We start from the raw sequence: 16,356 nt of genomic DNA, 5'->3' as shown, positions 1-16,356 counted from the left end.
GGGAGGTTCCATGGCGAACGTGGACGTGTCGATGAAGGAGCTGATGACCGCCGTCGAGGGGGCGTTGGGGGTGGCCGTCGTCGACTACAGCAGCGGGATGGCCCTCGGCACGCTGGGCGGGGACAAGGATCTGGACCTGACCGTCGCGGCGGCCGGGAACACGGACGTGATCCGGGCCAAGGTGCGGACCATGGCCCAGCTGGGCCTGACAAGCGGCATCGAGGACATCGTGATCACCCTCGACACCCAGTACCACCTGATCCGGGTGGTCACGGGGCAGGGCGGGAACGGGCTGTTCCTGTACCTGGTGGTGGACAAGAGCCGTTCGAACCTGGCGATGGCCCGCCATAAGCTGCGCCGCGTCGAGTCCGAGCTGGAGATCTAGCGACCGCGTGCACATACGGTCACCGTTGTGCTACTCCGTCCGAGTGGTGCGCGGCCGTCCCCGGCCGTAGCGTCGGAACCAGCAACGGACAACCGCCGGTGCCGGACGGCACCGGCCGGGAGTGGACATGGTCATACGCACACTCACCACGGCGGCCGCCCTCTGCTGCGCCGCGTCGCTCGCGGCCGCCACGGCCCCGGCCTCCGCCGACACGCCGACACCGCCGACGAGCACCCGGCAGGCCGCGGACCCGGTCCTCGTCGACTGCCTCTGGCACCCCGAGGTCCGCCCCACCGCCACGATCCTCGCCTGCGGCGACGGCAACAGCCGCCTGGAGTCGATGCACTGGACGCAGTGGGGACCCAGCGGCGCGCGCGGCGAGGGCGTGAACGTGGTCAACGACTGCAAGCCCTACTGCGCGGCCGGCACCTTCCACTCGTACCCGGTGGTCGTGCGGCTCGGGAACGCGCAGCCATGGACGAAGCACCCCCAGGTCGAACACTTCACCCAGCTGACCCTGACCTATCCGGGCGACCGGCCGGAGGTCGGCCAATCGGTGATGCTGCCCTTGTGGAACTGAGGGTCGGTCCCGGCCGCGGGCCCGGCCACCGGTAGCGGGCGCGGCGGGGCGCTCTCCCCCGCGGTGAGGTGGCCCAGCACCTCCATCAGCTCGTCGCAGGCGCGTTCCACCGACTGCCGGGTGTTGCGCTGCTCGGTGATGACGGCGGACAGGAGCAGCGCGGTCAGCGCCAGGGAGCCGTTGAAGGCCTGGAGTTTGATCATCCCCTCGACGGCGGAGAGGTGGATGAACGGTCCGGCGTGGTCGGTCGCCTCGACGGTGGCCATCACGGAGGCGAGCAGGGCGCAGAGCATGCTGCCGGCGAGCAGGAAGCGCAGCGCCGCCCAGATCAGCAGCGGGTAGATGAGGAAGAGCAGGCCCAGTTCGCTCCGGGCGGCCGCCGGCACCACGGCGCAGGTGGCGAGGGTCAGCCCGGCGGCCTCCTTCCAGCGGCTCAGGTCGAGGGGGCCGCGCGCCCCGAACGCCAGGAGCAGCACCGGGGTGACGAGCAGGACGCCCATCGCGTCGCCGACCCACCAGACCAGCCAGACCGGCCAGAAGCCGTCCGCCGTCAGTTTCCCGGTGAGGACGAGCAGGCCCGCGCCCGCCGTCGCGCTGATCAGCATGGCGCCGAGCGCGCCGAGGAAGACCAGCGCGAGTCCGTCCCGCAGCCGGGCGAGGCTGGTGCGGAAACCGACCCGGCGCAGCATGAGGTAGGCGCAGACGGGGGCGACGGTGTTGCCGACCAGGGTGCCGATCACGGCGGGCTGCGGGGCGGCGATGGACATCACGACGAACAGGACACCGAGGGTGATGCCGAGCCAGACGCGCAGTCCGTAGCGGAGCAGGCAGGCGACGGCGACGCCGGTGGGGGGCCAGATGGGGGACAGCGTCACCATGGCGCCCTCGCCCAGCTCGCGCAGCAGACCGAGCCGTCCGGCCGCGAAGTAGCAGGCGGCGACGGTCAGCGTCTGGAGGGCGAACACGGCAGGTCGCCGCAGGTGCTGGGTACCGACCACAGCTGACATCAGACACCGGGCGGGCGCGGTCGGCCACGCGAGGGACCCCGCCCGGGGCCGGTGTCACAGTGGCTCGGTGGGCCCGTCGTGGCCGACGACGAGGACGGCGGCGTCGTCCTCGTGGCCCACGGTCTCGGCCATCTTGATCACGCTGGAGGCCAGCGCGTCCGCCTCAAGGCCCGCGACGGCGGCGATGCCGGCGAGCCGCACCACCTGGTCGAGGCCGTCGTCGAGGCTGAGCGAGGGGCCTTCGACGACACCGTCCGTGAGCAGCACGAAGATGCCGCCGGTGGTGAGCCGGTGCCGGGTGACGGGGTACTCCATGCCGCCGTCGACGCCGAGGGGCGGCCCGCCCTCGCCGTCGTCGATGCCGGACTGGCCGTCGGCGGTGGCCCAGATGTGCGGTATGTGTCCGGCGCGGGCGCTCTCCAGGAGGCCGGTGGCGGGGTCGAGGCGGATGAAGATGCAGGTCGCGAAGAGGTCGGTGCCCAGGGAGCACAGCAGGTCGTTGGTGCGGGCGAGGAGTTCGCCGGGTTCGCTGGTGACGGAGGCGAGCGCGCGCAGGCCGACCCGGACCTGGCCCATGAAGGCGGCGGCCTCGATGTTGTGGCCCTGGACGTCGCCGATGGACAGGCCGATCCGTCCGTCGGGCATGGTGAAGGCGTCGTACCAGTCGCCGCCGACGTTGAGGCCGTGGTTGGCGGGGGCGTAGCGCACGGCGAGGCGGACGCCGGGGATGTCGGGCAGGTCCCGGGGCAGCATTTCGCGTTGGAGGGCGACGGCCAGCTCGACCCGGGAGCGTTGCAGCTCGGCGAGTTCGCGTGCCTGGGCGGTCAGCGATCCGAGTCTGGCCAGCAGCTCGTCGCCGTCGTCCGTGGGGCCCTTGCGGGACATAGATCACTCCGGCGGGGACGGTTGCCCTCTCAGGGTAAATCACAGGTCAAATCATTGGATTTTCCCTCAAAGGGGAGAAAAGGGGCGACCGGTGTGCGGTCGCCCCCTCCCCCGCCACCCGGTCAGCCCTCCAGCGCCGCCCGCACCACGTCCTTGGCCTCCTCCTGCACCTGGCGCAGGTGGTCGGCGCCCTGGAAGGACTCGGCGTAGATCTTGTAGACGTCCTCGGTGCCCGAGGGGCGGGCCGCGAACCAGGCGTTCTCGGTCGTCACCTTGATGCCGCCGATCGGGGCGCCGTTGCCCGGTGCCTCGGTGAGCACCCCGGTGACCGCCTCCCCGGCGAGGGTGTCGGCGCCGACCTGGGCGGGCGAGAGCTTGCCGAGCAGCGCCTTCTCCTCGCGGGTCGCGGGGGCGTCGATGCGGGCGTAGGCGGGGGCGCCGAAGCGGGCGGTGAGCGCCGCGTAGTGCTCCGACGGCGACTTCCCGGTGACGGCGAGGATCTCGGAGGCGAGCAGCGCGAGGATGATGCCGTCCTTGTCGGTGGTCCACACCGAGCCGTCCCGGCGCAGGAAGGACGCCCCGGCGGACTCCTCGCCGCCGAAGCCGAGGGAGCCGTCGACCAGGCCTTCCACGAACCACTTGAAGCCGACGGGCACCTCGACGAGCGGGCGGCCGAGGTCGGCGGCGACGCGGTCGATCATCGAGGACGACACCAGGGTCTTGCCGATGCCGGTGCCCGCGGGCCACTGCTCGCGGTGCCGGTAGAGGTAGCCGATGGCGACGGCCAGGTAGTGGTTGGGGTTCATCAGCCCGGCGTCCGGGGTGACGATGCCGTGCCGGTCGGCGTCGGCGTCGTTGCCGGTGGCGATCTGGAAGCGGTCGCGCTGCTCGATGAGGGAGGCCATGGCGTACGGCGACGAGCAGTCCATGCGGATCTTGCCGTCCCAGTCCAGCGTCATGAACCGCCAGGTCGGGTCGGTGAGCGGGTTGACGACGGTGAGGTCGAGGCGGTGCTCCTCGGCGATCCGGCCCCAGTAGGCGACGGACGCCCCGCCCAGCGGGTCGGCGCCGATGCGCACCCCGGCCGTGCGGATCGCGTCCAGGTCCAGAACGGCGGGCAGGTCGGCGACGTAGGCGCCGAGGTAGTCGTGGCGGCCGGTGGTGGGGGCGGCGAGCGCGCGGGTGTAGGGGATGCGGCGAACGTCCTTGAGGCCGGCGGTGATGATCTCGTTGGCCCGGTCCTGAATCCAGGAGGTGGCCTCGGAACCGGCGGGGCCGCCGCTGGGCGGGTTGTACTTGAAGCCGCCGTCGCCGGGCGGGTTGTGCGAGGGGGTGACGACGACGCCGTCCGCGAGGCCGCCCGCGCGTCCCCGGTTGTGGGTGAGGATGGCGTGGGAGACGGCCGGGGTGGGCGTGTAGCCGTCGGCGCTGTCGATGAGGACGCTCACCTCGTTGGCGGCGAACACCTCCAGGGCGGTGACCCGCGCGGGCTCGGACAGGGCGTGGCTGTCGGCGCCGAGGAAGAGCGGCCCGTCGGTGCCCTGGAGGGCGCGGTACTCGCAGATGGCCTGGCTGGTGGCGGCGATGTGGTCGTCGTTGAACGCCGTCGCCAGGGACGACCCCCGGTGCCCGGAGGTGCCGAACGCGACGCGCTGGCCGGGGTCGGCGGGGTCGGGGTGCAGTGCGTAGTACGCGGTGACCAGGCGGGCCACGTCGACGAGATCCTCGGGTCCGGCCGGGCTGCCCGCTCGCTCGTGCTGCATCTACCCGCTCCTCCGCATCGGTTGGTCACATTGGCGTGCGGCCCCATCCTCCCCCGCCGACCTGAGAGTCCGCGAGCGGCCCCCTGAGCGTCCGCCATGACTGGGCCCAGAGCCCGTGCGCGCCGGGCCTCCTCTACGGAACGGCTTCCGGGTGAACGTCCGCCACGCCCCGCCCGCCGCCCGGTCCCGGGTGCCGCTCAACGCCCGTGCCGTCAGCGGCGGTTCAGCAGCGCGCAGACGAAGTCCTCCTGCACGGGCCGGAGTTGGCGGAGCAGGTCGGGCTTCAGGGTCTCGTTGGTCTGGGTGGTGATCGAGAAGGTCAGGGAGCGGCGGCCGTCCGGGGTGGCGGCGATCAGCTGGGTGTAGCCGGGGAAGTTGCCGGTGTGGCCCAGCACGGCGCCGCAGCGGGTGGTGTAGCGGAAGATGCCGAGCCCGGCCGCGTTCCGTCCCGGGCCCGCGGGCTGGGACGCGCCGTCGATCCAGCGCCGCTGCTCACCCACCACGCCCGCGCCGTACAGGGCCCCGCCCGCGTAGCCGCGCACGAAGCGCGTCAGGTCGGCGGGCGTCGACACGATGCCGCCCGACGCCCACACCCCGGACGCGCCCAGCTCCTCGCTGACGTCCTGCGGTGGAGCGGGCGGCGCGACGTCGTAGCCGTGCAGATACGGCTCGGGCAGCCGGTAGCCCTGCGGGAGGCTGGTGGAGCGCAGCCCGAGCGGCCGGTCGACGAGGGTCCGCAGCAGTTCCTCGTACGGGGTCCCGGTCGCCGACTCGGCCATCAGGGCGACGGCGATGTTGTCGGAGTTGGAGTAGTGGTACCGGCTGCCGGGGCGGAAGGCGAGGGGGTCGCCGGCCACGTAGTCGAGGAGGCGGCGGGAGTCGAAGTGGTGGTGCGGGTCGGCGGTGACCTCCCGCACGAAGGCCGGGCTGCTGGTGTAGTCGGGCAACCCGCTGGTGTGTTGGAGCAGTTGACGGAGCGTCACCTTGTGCCAGGCGTCGGGGAGTTGAGGAAGGCGTCGGCCGAGGGTGTCGTCGAGGCCGAGGGCGTGCCGGTCGACCAGGGTCAGGGCGACGGCGGCGCTGAACGCCTTCGCGGTGCTGGCGATGCGCATGTGGTCGTCGGTCTCCGGTGGCCTGCCGGTGGCGAGGTCGGCGACGCCCGCCCGGACGACCCGGGTACGGTCCTCGTCCCGCAGAACGGCGATGAGTCCGGGCGGCCCGCCGGGGGCGTCGACCAACTCCTGTGCCCGGCGCTGGAGTTGGTCACCCTCCGGCCCGGGTGCGGTGGAGGCGTGGGCGCCGGCCGGGGTCAGGGCCGCGACGCACGCGGCGACGAGGGCGACGGCCGACAGACGCGGGCGTGAGCGAGCGGTGCGACGGGGCATGGGGTCTCCGGGGAGCCGGGGCTGCGCTGGCAGGCCCAGCCTTCACCGGCGCCGACGGCCGGGCCTCCCCCGCTGCTGCATCCGGCGCAACGGCCGCTGCCGGGCCGCTCACCCGTCGTACGGCACCTCCTTGACGACCTTGCCCTGGGGGTCGGCCACCAGCCGCCCTCGTGGTAGGCGTTGCCGAGGTGGATCATCATTCCAGCGGCGGTGTCGAAGACGGTGTTCGGTTCCTGGAGGGCCAGATAGCGCGTCGTCGGTTTGCTGACCTTGAGGTCCTTCTCGGCCTTGGTGATCAGGGCGGGGACGGCGTCCCTGCCGAAGTTCTTCAGGCTGACGGGCTGGTCGCCGCCGGACGGGCTGCCGCTGATGATGCCCTTCTCGGCGCCCGTGTCGGCGCGGTAGGTGTACCGGTCGTAGCGGGTGCTGCTGCCGGGGGCCATCGCCCGCGCGGAGACGGTCTCGGGCTGGACCACGAGGGCGCTGAACATGGTCCGGCCGGATGCGGCCTCGATCGCCGCGATCGCGGTGCGGATGCCGTCGGGGCTGAGCAGTCCGCCGCTCGCGGTCGTCGCGCCCGACGCGGTGGCCGTGGGGCTCGCGGAGCGGGTGGCGTCGGTCGAGGAGGTCCGCTGCCCGGTCGGGCCGCCGGTGCCGGTGCCGGCGGCGCCGTTGCCCGAGCCCCCGGGCCATGCCCACCAGACGGCCCCGCCGACCACCACGACCCCGAGGCCCGCGACCCCGGCCGGCACACGCCGTCCCCGCCCCGGCCGCCGGGCGGCAACCGGCGGTGCGAGGGCACCCGGTGACGGCGTTCCGGTCGCGGGGTGCTGTGGGGGCGCGAGGGGGGAAGGAGGTGACGGGCGGGGACGTGGTCCCTGCCGGGTACGGGGTGGGCGGCGGCACGTAGGGGCCGGTGGTCGGCAGAGGGGGCGCGTCGGTGGTCCGCGGACGGGGCGGGGCGTCGGCCGGAGACGCAGGGGAGGTCGGGGGTGCCGATGAGGGAACCGGTGGCGGTGAGGGCGGTCGAGTCGCGGATCGCGGCGATGCCGAAGTCGGTGAGGACGGGGCGGCCGTCGGTACGCAGCAGGACGTTGGCCGGTTTCACGTCCCGGTGCTGGACACCGGCGGCGTGGGCGGCGCGCAGCACGGCGAGGACACCCCGGCCGATCCGGGCGGCCTCGGCAGGTGTCAGGGTGCCGCGGGCGAGGCGCATGGTGAGGGAGCCGCCCTCGACGACCTCCATGACGATCCACGGGTATGGGTCCTCGCCGCCGTCGACGATGTGGTGGATCGTGACGACGTTCGGGTGCGCGACCCGGGCCAGCGCGCGGGCCTCGCGCAGCACCCGGGCGCGCAGCAGGCGCGCGGCCGGCGGGTCGTACTCGGCGAGTCCCGGGTCGGCGGGCCCGACCTCCTTGACGGCGACACCGCGGTGCAGCAGCAGGTCACGGGCGCGCCATACGGTGCCCATGCCTCCGCCGCCGAGTCTGGCCTCCAGCGCGAAGCGCCCGTCGACGACCCGTCTGCCGCCGTCCCCCTCGTTCATGCACGGTCCCCCTCGTTCATGGCGAGGAGCTTAAGAACCTGCTCCGACAACGGTCCCGGCCGCCCGGGGGCCGTTCGACGCGCGCGAGCGGGAAAGTCTCTTTATCGTCGTTCCATATGAGCCACACCTTCGATGAGCTGGTGGAGAGACAGCGCGCGGCCGACCAGGCACACGGCCGGGTCGAGGAGCTGCGCGCGTCCTACGGGCCGCCGACGCACGAGGGCGGCTGGAGCGGCGAGCAGTCGGACACCTACGAGACCGCGTGGCGCGCCTGGCGTGATCTGGCCCGGGAAGCCCAGTCGACGTTCGCCGAGTACGCGAAGGACGAACACCGGCCCCGTGACGAGGTCGAGGCCGAGGTCAAGCGCGCGGTCCGGCGGCCGGGCACGGCGGACTGAACCGGGCGGCCCGTACGGTCGCCGGTCGATCCGGGGTGGTCCGTCCGGGGCGTCCCCCAGGGGTTCGCGGACCCGGTGGCCCCTACCCGTAACGGGTCACAAACGTGCCCAGGAGCCTTCCCGTCCGTCTCTCGTTCCACGCCCCCGGGCCGCGTGGGTCTCCTCACCTTCCGAATCATGGACGGGGCGCGCCACACCCCGGGATCGGCGTTTACGCTGGTCCGTGCAGCTGGTTCGCCCCGTCCGCCAGGCGGGAGCGTCGCAAGAGGGAACCCGGTGGGAATCCGGGACTGCCCCGCAGCGGTGAGCGGGAACGACCGCCGTCATACGCACTGGGCCCGGACGGGCCTGGGAAGCGACGGCCAGTAGGTGACCTCCCCCAGGGAGGACGTGCCCGTGAGTCCGAAGACCTGCCACCTGCCCGTGTGCGACACCCCGCGCACGGAATTCCGGTGACCTCGTGGGCGGGTCGGCGTGCATATCGAACGGACGACCGCGCCTGCCGCGTGAGGTCGGACCGTCCGGTTCTGTCACCCTTCGCGCTCGCGTCCCGTCGCCGGGATCTCAGGGATTCATCTCGCGAAGGAGATTCCGTGACCACCAAGCCCGCAGCCGCGGCAGCACGGGCCACCGTGTACGGCTACCCCCGTCAGGGACAGCACCGAGAGCTGAAGAAGGCGATCGAGGGTTACTGGAAGGGCCGCGTCACCGCTGACGCCCTCCGGGCCACCGCCGCCGAGCTGCGCCGTACGAACTGGAACCAGCTGGCCGAGGCCGGCATCGACGAGGTCCCCACGGGTGACTTCTCGTACTACGACCACGTCCTGGACACCACCGTCATGGTCGGCGCCATCCCCGAACGGCACCGGGACGCCGTCGCCGCCGACGCGCTGGACGGGTTCTTCGCCATGGCGCGCGGCACCCAGGCGGTCGCGCCGCTGGAGATGACCAAGTGGTTCGACACCAACTACCACTATCTGGTACCGGAGTTGGGCCCGGACACCGAGTTCGCCGCCGACTCCACCAAGCAGGTCGCCGAGCTGAACGAGGCCCGCGCGCTGGGCCTGACGGCCCGTCCGGTGCTGGTCGGTCCGGTCACCTATCTGCTGCTGGCCAAGCCCGCGCCCGGTGTCGCCGCCGACTTCGAGCCGCTCACCCTCCTGGACCGGCTGCTGCCGGTGTACGCCCAGATCCTCGCCGACCTGCGGGCGGCCGGTGCCGAGTGGGTGCAGCTCGACGAGCCCGCCCTCGTCCAGGACCGCAGCCCGGCCGAGCTGAACGCCGCCGCCCGTGCCTACCGTGACCTCGGTGGCCTCACCGACCGGCCGAAGCTGCTGGTCGCGTCGTACTTCGACCGGCTCGGCGACGCCCTGCCCGTCCTCGCGAAGGCCCCGGTCGAGGGCCTGGCGCTGGACTTCACGGAGGCCGCCGCGGCCAACCTGGACGCGCTGGCCGCCGTCGGCGGACTCCCCGGCAAGCGCCTGGTCGCCGGTGTCGTCAACGGCCGCAACATCTGGGTCAACGACCTCGGCAGGTCCCTCGCCACCCTGGGCACCCTGCTCGGGCTCGCCGACCGGGTCGACGTCGCGGCGTCCTGCTCGCTGCTGCATGTGCCGCTGGACGCGTCGGCGGAGCGGGACATCGAGCCGCAGATCGTGCGCTGGCTGGCGTTCGCCCGGCAGAAGAGCGCCGAGATCGTCACCCTCGCCAAGGGGCTGACCCACGGCACCGGCGCGGTCGCCGCCGAACTCGCCGCCAACCGGGCCGACTTGGCCTCCCGCGCGGCCTCCCCCCTCACCCGTGACCCGGCGGTGCGGGAGCGGGCGGCGGCCGTCACCGACGCCGACACGCGCCGCTCGCAGCCCTACGCCGAGCGGACGGTGGCGCAGCGCGCCCATCTCCGGCTGCCGCCGCTGCCGACGACGACCATCGGATCGTTCCCCCAGACCAGCGAACTGCGCGGCGCGCGGGCCGAGTTGCGGGCCGGGCGGATCGACACGGCCGGGTACGAGGAGCGCATCAAGGCGGAGATCCAGGAGGTCATCTCCTTCCAGGAGAAGACCGGCATCGACGTCCTCGTGCACGGCGAGCCCGAACGCAACGACATGGTGCAGTACTTCGCCGAGCAGCTCGTCGGCTACCTCGCCACGCAGCACGGCTGGGTGCAGTCGTACGGCACCCGGTATGTCCGGCCGCCGATCCTGGCCGGGGACATCTCGCGTCCCGAGCCGATGACCGTGCGCTGGACGACGTACGCGCAGTCGCTCACCGACCGGCCGGTCAAGGGCATGCTCACCGGGCCCGTCACCATGCTCGCCTGGTCGTTCGTCCGCGACGACCAGCCGCTCGGCGACACCGCCCGGCAGGTCGCCCTCGCCCTGCGCGACGAGGTCAACGACCTTGAGGCGGCGGGGACTTCGGTCATCCAGGTCGACGAGCCCGCGCTGCGCGAGACGTTGCCGTTGCGGGCGGCCGATCGCGGTGCCTATCTGGCGTGGGCGACGGAGGCGTTCCGGGTGTCCACCGCCGGGGTGCGTCCGGACACGCAGATCCATACGCACATGTGCTACGCGGAGTTCGGTGACATCGTCCAGGCGATCGACGATCTCGACGCGGATGTCATCAGTCTGGAGGCGGCGCGTTCGCACATGCAGGTGGCTCGTGAGCTGGCCGCGCACGGGTATCCGCGTGAGGCGGGGCCGGGTGTGTACGACATCCATTCGCCTCGGGTGCCGAGTGTCGAGGAGGCCGTCGTGCTGCTGCGCACCGGGTTGGAGGCGATTCCCGCCGAGCGGTTGTGGGTCAACCCTGACTGTGGTCTGAAGACCCGGGGTTGGTCGGAGACGCGTGCGTCGCTGGAGAACCTGGTTGGTGCGGCCCGCGTGGTGCGCGGCGAGTTGTCCGCGTCCTGAGCGACGCGAGCGGCTGGGGCTGGGCGTTCATCGCGCCCGGCCCGGTCGCTCGCGCGGCGAGGGGGGGTTGGGGTGAGGTTGTTTGGCGGGTGCCGCGCCGTCGGGGCTGGTCGCGCAGTTCCCCGCGCCCCTTGAAGCGGCGTTGCCGGGCCGTTGGTTGCGTGCTCGGGCCTGCCCGTTGCGCCCACGGGGCGGGTGGATGGAGTTGATTGGCGGGTGCCGCGCCGTCGGGGCTGGTCGCGCAGTTCCCCGCGCCCCTTGAAGCGGCGTTGCCGGGCCGTTGGTTGCGTGCTCGGCGCGCCCACGGGGACGGGTGCCGCGCCGTCGGGGCTGGTCGCGCAGTTCCCCGCGCCCCTTGAAGCGGCGTTGTCGGGCCGTTGGTTGTGTGCTCGGTGCGCCCGTGGGGACCGGACGTCGGTTGTGGGGTCGGGTGGGCTGGTTGCGGTTTAGGGGAGGGGCTTTGGGGTGGATTCCGGGCCGGATAGGCACAGTTCGGGTGTGGGGAGGGGGGTGAAGAAGCGGGTGACGTCGGTGGCGGAGACCTCGGGGAGTGAGGCCGGGTGCCAGCGTGGGTGGCGGTCCTTGTCGATGATCTGGGCGCGGATTCCTTCGACGAGGTCGGGCGTGGTCAGGGCGTGGCAGGAGACGCGGTACTCCTGGTCCAACGTCTGTTCCAGGGTGGTGAGTCGGCGGGCGCGGCGGATGGCGGCCAGGGTCACCTTGAGGGCGGTCGGGGACCTGCTGAGGAGGACCTCGGCGGTCTCCTTCGCGTCGGGGTCGCCGTGCGCGAGGAGCCGTTCGACGATCTCCTCGACGGAGTCGGCGGCGTAGCAGGCGTCGATCCACTCCCGCCGGGCCGCCAACTCGCCCTCGGGCAGCGGCCGGACGTGCCGGGCGAGGGCGTCGGCGAGGGGCCGTGCGGCGAGGTCGTCGAGGAGGGCGTCGAGCGCGTCGGAGGGGACGAAGTGGTCGGCGAGCCCGGTGAGTACGGCGTCCCCGGCCCCGAACTGGGCGCCGGTCAGGGCGAGATGGGTGCCGAGTTCGCCGGGGGCACGGGAGAGCAGGTAGGTGCCGCCGACGTCGGGGACGAAGCCGATGCCGGTCTCGGGCATCGCCATCCGGGTGCGTTCGGTGACGATGCGGACGGAACCGTGCGCGGAGATGCCGACGCCACCGCCCATGACGATGCCGTCCATGAAGGCGACGTAGGGCTTGGGATAGCGGGCGATGCGGGCGTTGAGGTGGTACTCGTCGTACCAGAACGCGGCCGCCGCGGTGCCGTCGCCGTCGCGGGCGTCGTCGTGCACGGCACGGATGTCGCCGCCCGCGCACAGGCCGCGCTCCCCCGCGCCGGTGACGACCACGACCGTCACGGCCGCGTCGTGTTCCCAGGCGGTGAGGGCGTCGTCGATGAGGCCGACCATGGTGTGGTCGAGGGCGTTGAGGGCCCTGGGGCGGTTGAGGGTGAGGCGGGCGGCCTGTCCGGTGGTGGTGACGAGGACGGGCCGGTCGGCGTCGGTCATCCGAACGCCTCCGTCAGGCCGCGGGCCACGATGACGCGCATGATCTCGTTGGTTCCTTCCAGGATCTGAGGCACTCGCAGGTCACGGACGATTCTCTCTCGACGCCGAACCGGGCCGGGTAGCCGTACCCGCCGTGGAGGTGGAGATCCCGGTCCGCAACCGAGTATCCGGTGTCCGTGGCCGACCGCTTCACCATCACCCACAGGTACGGCGCCTGCGCCTCGCCCCCGGTCGAGCGCCTGGGCGGCCTGCTGGACGGGGCGCGGGCGGCGGCGAGTTCGACGGCGACGACCAGGGCGAGCTTCTGGCCCTCGGACAAGTCACGAGGGGGGTGGGTGATGCCGGGGGCGAGCTGGTCCACGGCGGCGCGGGCGGTGGTCTCGGTGCCCGACTCGGCGTTCGCCTGGGCGAGTTCGGCACGCGCGCTCTCCCGGTAGAGCAGGTCGGCCGGGGTCTGCGGGACCAGCCCGACCAGCCTCCGGGCCCGCGCGGCCGACACGCCATGCGGATCGGTACCGTTCCCCTCGACTCGGGCACCTCGCCCCTCCGTGGCCCTTCCGCCTCCCCGGCGGGCTGTCTGACGTCGGTTTCCCCGGTGTCCGGCACGCGCCGGGCGACCGCCCTCAACGGCGCGGCGAACGGCTCCTCGGTCGGCTGGCTGGTAGGGCAGCGCGGACAGGGCGGCTTCGGCACCGCCGCGCGGGGGCAGGTGGTGGGCGTCGGGGACATCATCGCCGTTCGCCTCGGTGCCTGGCCTCACCCCGTCACCGGAACTGGGCGATCCACTCCGAGGTCGCCCGCAGCCCGCCGAACGTGTAGAAGTGCACCTTCACCTCGCCGTGGCGACCGGCGTCGTACCGCGCGGCGAGGGCGTGCAGGAACCGGTCGGGGCCCGCGGTGCCCATGAGGTTGGTCAGGGAGAACCCGTACTTGCGGGCGATGGAGGCGCTGGTGCCGACGCCGAACCGGGCGGCGTACGTCACCAGTCTCCTGGCCCCGGCCGGGCCGGGCACGCCGATCCGCACGGGCACCTCGACGCCCCGTTCCCTGAGCTGTTCGACCCAGGTGAGGACGGGGTCGACGTCGAAGCCGAACTGGGTGATCACGCTGCCCGCCAGCCCTTGTTCGGCCAGCGCCGCGTGCTTGTCGGTGAGCGCCGACCACAGCACGGCGTCCTCGATCGCGGGGTGCCCTTCCGGGTAGCCACTGACGCCGACGTGCCGGACCCCGTGCTCCCGCAGCAGCCCGGTGCGGATGACGGACAGCGCGTCCGCGAACGGTCCGTGCGGGGTGGCGGGATCGCCGCCGACGACGAGGAGATGCTCGGCGGTGCCGTCCTCGCGGAGCCCGGCGAGGAACCCCTCCAACTCGTCCCGCGAGCCCAGACGCCGGGCCGAGAGGTGCGGTACGGGCACGAACCCGAGCCGTCTGACCGCGCGGGCGGCGGATCGTCGCAGCTCCAGGTCCTCGTTGCCGAGGAAGGTGACGTTGACGCGGGTGCCCGCCGGGATGAGCGCGGCGGCCTCTTCGAGGCGGGGCACGTCCTTGGCGGTCATCTCCAGCGAGAAGTCCGCGAGCAGCGGTGTGCCCACCGCGACGGGAGCCGTGGGTCCGGGACTCATCGTGCTCCTTCGGCCGTGATCGTTCGTGGTGATCCGCGCCCCGTCGTGTTCGGCTGGTTCTTCCTATGATCTCGCGGGCCCCGACGCGGTCGCGCACCAGGGTGCCCCGGCATCCGCGCGGGGTGGTCGGTGTCCGGGTCAGCGCGGGTACCGGCGTGTGGTCCGGGTCAGCAGGACGAGCCCGGCGATCAGCAGCGTGGTACCGGCGGCCGCGGGCCACAGGGTCGTGCCGGTCTCGGCGAGGTCGCCCTGAACGGCCTGCGGTTCGGTCCGCGCACCGGCGCCCGGCACGTCCTCGCCGACCGGCCGCGACGGCGACGGCTGCGGGGACGCCGGAACGCGAGCGGCCTCGGACGGTTCGGAGGAGGCGGGCGGGGCGGACGGGGACGTTGAGGCGGATACGAAGACGCTGGGTTCCTTGGGGCTGGAGAGGGTGGGCTGGTCGTCGGCGGGCTGGTCGTTCGCGGGTCGATCGCCAACTGGCTTGTCGGGGGCGGGAGATGGGGATGCGGAGGGTACGGGGGCGGAGGGCGTGGGAGCAGGGGGCGTGGGTGTGGAGGTCTGGGGGTCGCCGCCGCCCTCGTCGCCGTCGTCGCCCGCGTTGCCGTTGCCGCCGTTGCCGCTCTCGTTGTCGGCGCCTCCGTTCCCGTCACCGCCGTTGCCGCCGCCGACTCCCGTGCCCGTGCCGCACTGGCGGCCGGTGTTGATGCAGGCGACCAGGTCGTTCATGAGCTTCTCGTCGAAGACGTTGATGAAGTCGCCGTGGTCGGTGCCGGGCTTGTGGAGTTGCTCGGGGAAGGAGTCCACGGCGAACAGCGGCGTGGTCCTGCCGCCGTCCTGAAGGCTCGGGGCGTCGACGTCGTAGACGATGCGCTGGACCAGTTGCGGAATGGCGACGAAGCCGTTCGGACAGGCGCCGGACGCGTCCTGGAAGGCCACGTGGGTGCGGTGGTTGGCGCTGTCGGTGTTGCGGCCGTCCCAGCAGCTCTGGAAGCGGAAGGTCCGGACCACGTCGCTGCCCTGCGGACAGAGCGGGTACTTGTCCTTCAGCTGCCGGTCCTCGAACCCGGTGCAGCTCCAGGACGCGTTGGCGTTGGCGGGGCCGTTGACGAAGGCCTTGGCGTCGCCGGTGATGATGCGCAGCAGCCTCGGCATGGCGGTGACCTCGCCGCGCGCGTTGCCGACGAAGGTCAGCGTGACCTGTTTCGCGGTGACGATCTCACCGGCGTTGCCCTCGATCCCGCTGCCGGGGGCGTCGGCGTCCTGCTCCTGGGCGCCGTTCTGGACCCTCAACACGGGCCAGAAGTAGGTGGACTTGTCGCCCTGGTCCGCACAACTGGTCTTCGCCCGGGCCAGGTCGTCGTCACTGGCGAACGCGGAGTTGGACTGGTTGCCGACGTAGTCGTGGAAGTGGTGGGCGCCGTTGGAGACGCCCGGGGCCACGATCACGTTGTCCGAGTTGAACAGCCCCTCCTCGTTCACGCCGCAACTGGTGGTGAAGGTCCCCTTCGAGCGGAACGAACTCAGGTCAGGGGCGGGCGAGTTGGGCTGGACGGAGGTGATGTCGGCGTAGTCGGTGGCGACGGGCCCGTTGCCGCCCTGGCCCCCGCCGCCCTGACCCTGCACTTGCCCCTGCTGCTGCGCGTTCTGCTGTTCCGGTGGGCTCCAGGTGCAGGGGGCGAGGGTGTCGAGGCCCTGGGGTCGCTCCCCCGCCGCGCCGATCGCGTCGGCGATGCGACCGAGCGACTGGGACCGCTTCTCCTTCAGCGCGGCCAGGACGTCGTCAGAACCGTCGCCGCTCATCCGCTGGTAGGCCTCGGCGATCTGGCCGTCCAGGGCGGCCAGTTCCTGGTCGACCGCGGCTCGGGCCGCGGCGGGCACGTCGGTCAACCGGGCGCCGACGTCCGGGCATTGGACGGTGGTCGCGGCCTTGACGCGGTCCGTGGGCCCGGCGGCGTCCGTGCCGCCGCCCTCGGTCGCTGACGCGTAGACGTTGGCGGCGACCAGGCTTCCTCCTGCCAGGATCAGCGCGACCGCTGCGAGTCTCGTGCGGCGTGCGCCGGTCGGGCGTCTGCGCGTGGTGCGTCCCACGGTGGTACTCCTGCGCCTCGTGGACTGATGGGCTCGTGCACTGATGGCTCTCGTGAACCGGTGGGCATGGACATCCCCCGGTCCCATACGAGCGGCGGCCCGGCCGTGTTCAATCGCGCCGCACATTCATCGGAAACTCTCAGCCCGACCCACACGCGCCAGCCAACTCCGGCCCCCGGAGGCCGAGTTCAGCCGGTCCGGGCCGGGCCGAGCGCTGGAAGGCGACGTCCGTCGACGTCGGCCGGGCGCGGGCGGG

Annotated in this window: 12 protein-coding genes, 2 pseudogenes and 1 riboswitch; of the genes and pseudogenes, 4 read left to right on the top strand and 10 right to left on the bottom strand. The window is 72.8% G+C overall.

Annotated features, from left to right (window positions below; translation table 11 throughout):
- The first annotated feature begins 10 nt into the window (after positions 1–10).
- Together ACIQOU_RS12205 and ACIQOU_RS12200 are read left to right on the top strand one after the other, a co-directional pair.
- Positions 11–385 carry a hypothetical protein gene (locus ACIQOU_RS12205; protein ID WP_401536332.1) on the top strand — a complete coding sequence of 125 codons (375 nt, stop codon included), beginning with the start codon at positions 11–13 and terminating at the stop codon, positions 383–385.
- A gap of 127 nt (positions 386–512) precedes the next feature.
- Entirely contained in the window at positions 513–965 is a 453-nt protein-coding gene (locus ACIQOU_RS12200; RefSeq protein WP_401536331.1) for a hypothetical protein, read from the top strand.
- Here ACIQOU_RS12200 and ACIQOU_RS12195 read toward each other — a convergent pair.
- The 6 genes and pseudogenes from ACIQOU_RS12195 to ACIQOU_RS12170 all read right to left on the bottom strand — a co-directional run.
- Positions 908–1,972 (bottom strand): MASE1 domain-containing protein, encoded by a 1,065-nt coding sequence (locus ACIQOU_RS12195; RefSeq protein WP_401536330.1) that lies wholly within the window; start codon positions 1,970–1,972, stop codon positions 908–910. The genes ACIQOU_RS12200 and ACIQOU_RS12195 overlap by 58 nt on opposite strands.
- Positions 1,973–2,026: 54 nt before the next feature.
- The gene (locus tag ACIQOU_RS12190) at positions 2,027–2,857 is read right to left on the bottom strand and encodes a PP2C family protein-serine/threonine phosphatase (RefSeq protein ID WP_401536329.1); all 831 of its coding nucleotides are present in this window, start codon (positions 2,855–2,857) and stop codon (positions 2,027–2,029) included.
- A 122-nt stretch (positions 2,858–2,979) separates the two neighbouring features.
- Complete coding sequence (pgm, locus tag ACIQOU_RS12185; RefSeq protein WP_401536328.1) at positions 2,980–4,620, bottom strand: phosphoglucomutase (alpha-D-glucose-1,6-bisphosphate-dependent); 1,641 nt, start codon at positions 4,618–4,620, stop codon at positions 2,980–2,982.
- Positions 4,621–4,832: 212 nt separating this feature from the next.
- Positions 4,833–6,005, bottom strand: a complete 1,173-nt coding sequence (locus tag ACIQOU_RS12180) for a serine hydrolase domain-containing protein (RefSeq protein WP_401536327.1) — start codon at positions 6,003–6,005, stop codon at positions 4,833–4,835.
- On the bottom strand, positions 5,930–6,757 hold the full coding sequence (locus ACIQOU_RS12175; protein ID WP_401536757.1) for a hypothetical protein: 828 nt from the start codon (positions 6,755–6,757) through the stop codon (positions 5,930–5,932). Before ACIQOU_RS12175 ends, ACIQOU_RS12180 begins: the two co-directional genes overlap by 76 nt.
- A gap of 329 nt (positions 6,758–7,086) precedes the next feature.
- A pseudogene (locus ACIQOU_RS12170) lies at positions 7,087–7,479 on the bottom strand (protein kinase); the annotation flags it as partial.
- Between the two features lie 191 nt (positions 7,480–7,670).
- Here ACIQOU_RS12170 and ACIQOU_RS12165 point away from each other — a divergent pair.
- Complete coding sequence (locus ACIQOU_RS12165; protein WP_401536326.1) at positions 7,671–7,952, top strand: hypothetical protein; 282 nt, start codon at positions 7,671–7,673, stop codon at positions 7,950–7,952.
- 213 nt (positions 7,953–8,165) lie between these two features.
- Positions 8,166–8,385, top strand: a riboswitch (cobalamin riboswitch).
- 160 nt (positions 8,386–8,545) lie between these two features.
- Complete coding sequence (metE, locus tag ACIQOU_RS12160; protein WP_401536324.1) at positions 8,546–10,864, top strand: 5-methyltetrahydropteroyltriglutamate--homocysteine S-methyltransferase; 2,319 nt, start codon at positions 8,546–8,548, stop codon at positions 10,862–10,864.
- A 446-nt stretch (positions 10,865–11,310) separates the two neighbouring features.
- Here the strand turns inward: metE and ACIQOU_RS12155 are convergent, their stop codons facing one another.
- From ACIQOU_RS12155 to ACIQOU_RS12140, 4 genes and pseudogenes are all read right to left on the bottom strand, one after another.
- A complete protein-coding gene (locus ACIQOU_RS12155) occupies positions 11,311–12,387 on the bottom strand; it encodes an enoyl-CoA hydratase/isomerase family protein (RefSeq protein WP_401536322.1) in 1,077 nt (358 codons plus the stop codon).
- A pseudogene (locus ACIQOU_RS12150) lies at positions 12,384–12,676 on the bottom strand (acyl-CoA dehydrogenase family protein); the annotation flags it as partial. The pseudogene ACIQOU_RS12150 and the gene ACIQOU_RS12155, both read right to left, overlap by 4 nt.
- A 475-nt stretch (positions 12,677–13,151) precedes the next feature.
- The gene (locus ACIQOU_RS12145) at positions 13,152–14,009 is read right to left on the bottom strand and encodes a methylenetetrahydrofolate reductase (protein ID WP_401536321.1); all 858 of its coding nucleotides are present in this window, start codon (positions 14,007–14,009) and stop codon (positions 13,152–13,154) included.
- 138 nt (positions 14,010–14,147) lie between these two features.
- Positions 14,148–16,100, bottom strand: a complete 1,953-nt coding sequence (locus tag ACIQOU_RS12140; RefSeq protein ID WP_401536320.1) for a DUF1996 domain-containing protein — start codon at positions 16,098–16,100, stop codon at positions 14,148–14,150.
- Between the last annotated feature and the right edge of the window lie 256 nt (positions 16,101–16,356).

It is taken from the genome of Streptomyces sp. NPDC091279, assembly GCF_044757465.1.
GTDB lineage: Bacteria > Actinomycetota > Actinomycetes > Streptomycetales > Streptomycetaceae > Streptomyces.
The sequence above is the reverse complement of the archived record's forward strand: the minus strand, read 5'-3'. Positions and strand labels throughout refer to the sequence as shown.

Coding starts and splice junctions, on each gene's coding strand:
- ACIQOU_RS12155 (WP_401536322.1), bottom strand. CDS start 12,387: ATGACCGACGCCGACCGGCCCGTCCTCGTCACCACCACCGGACAGGCC.
- ACIQOU_RS12165 (WP_401536326.1), top strand. CDS start 7,671: ATGAGCCACACCTTCGATGAGCTGGTGGAGAGACAGCGCGCGGCCGAC.
- ACIQOU_RS12190 (WP_401536329.1), bottom strand. CDS start 2,857: ATGTCCCGCAAGGGCCCCACGGACGACGGCGACGAGCTGCTGGCCAGA.
- pgm (WP_401536328.1), bottom strand. CDS start 4,620: ATGCAGCACGAGCGAGCGGGCAGCCCGGCCGGACCCGAGGATCTCGTC.
- ACIQOU_RS12180 (WP_401536327.1), bottom strand. CDS start 6,005: ATGCCCCGTCGCACCGCTCGCTCACGCCCGCGTCTGTCGGCCGTCGCC.
- ACIQOU_RS12205 (WP_401536332.1), top strand. CDS start 11: ATGGCGAACGTGGACGTGTCGATGAAGGAGCTGATGACCGCCGTCGAG.
- ACIQOU_RS12200 (WP_401536331.1), top strand. CDS start 513: ATGGTCATACGCACACTCACCACGGCGGCCGCCCTCTGCTGCGCCGCG.
- ACIQOU_RS12145 (WP_401536321.1), bottom strand. CDS start 14,009: ATGAGTCCCGGACCCACGGCTCCCGTCGCGGTGGGCACACCGCTGCTC.
- ACIQOU_RS12195 (WP_401536330.1), bottom strand. CDS start 1,972: ATGTCAGCTGTGGTCGGTACCCAGCACCTGCGGCGACCTGCCGTGTTC.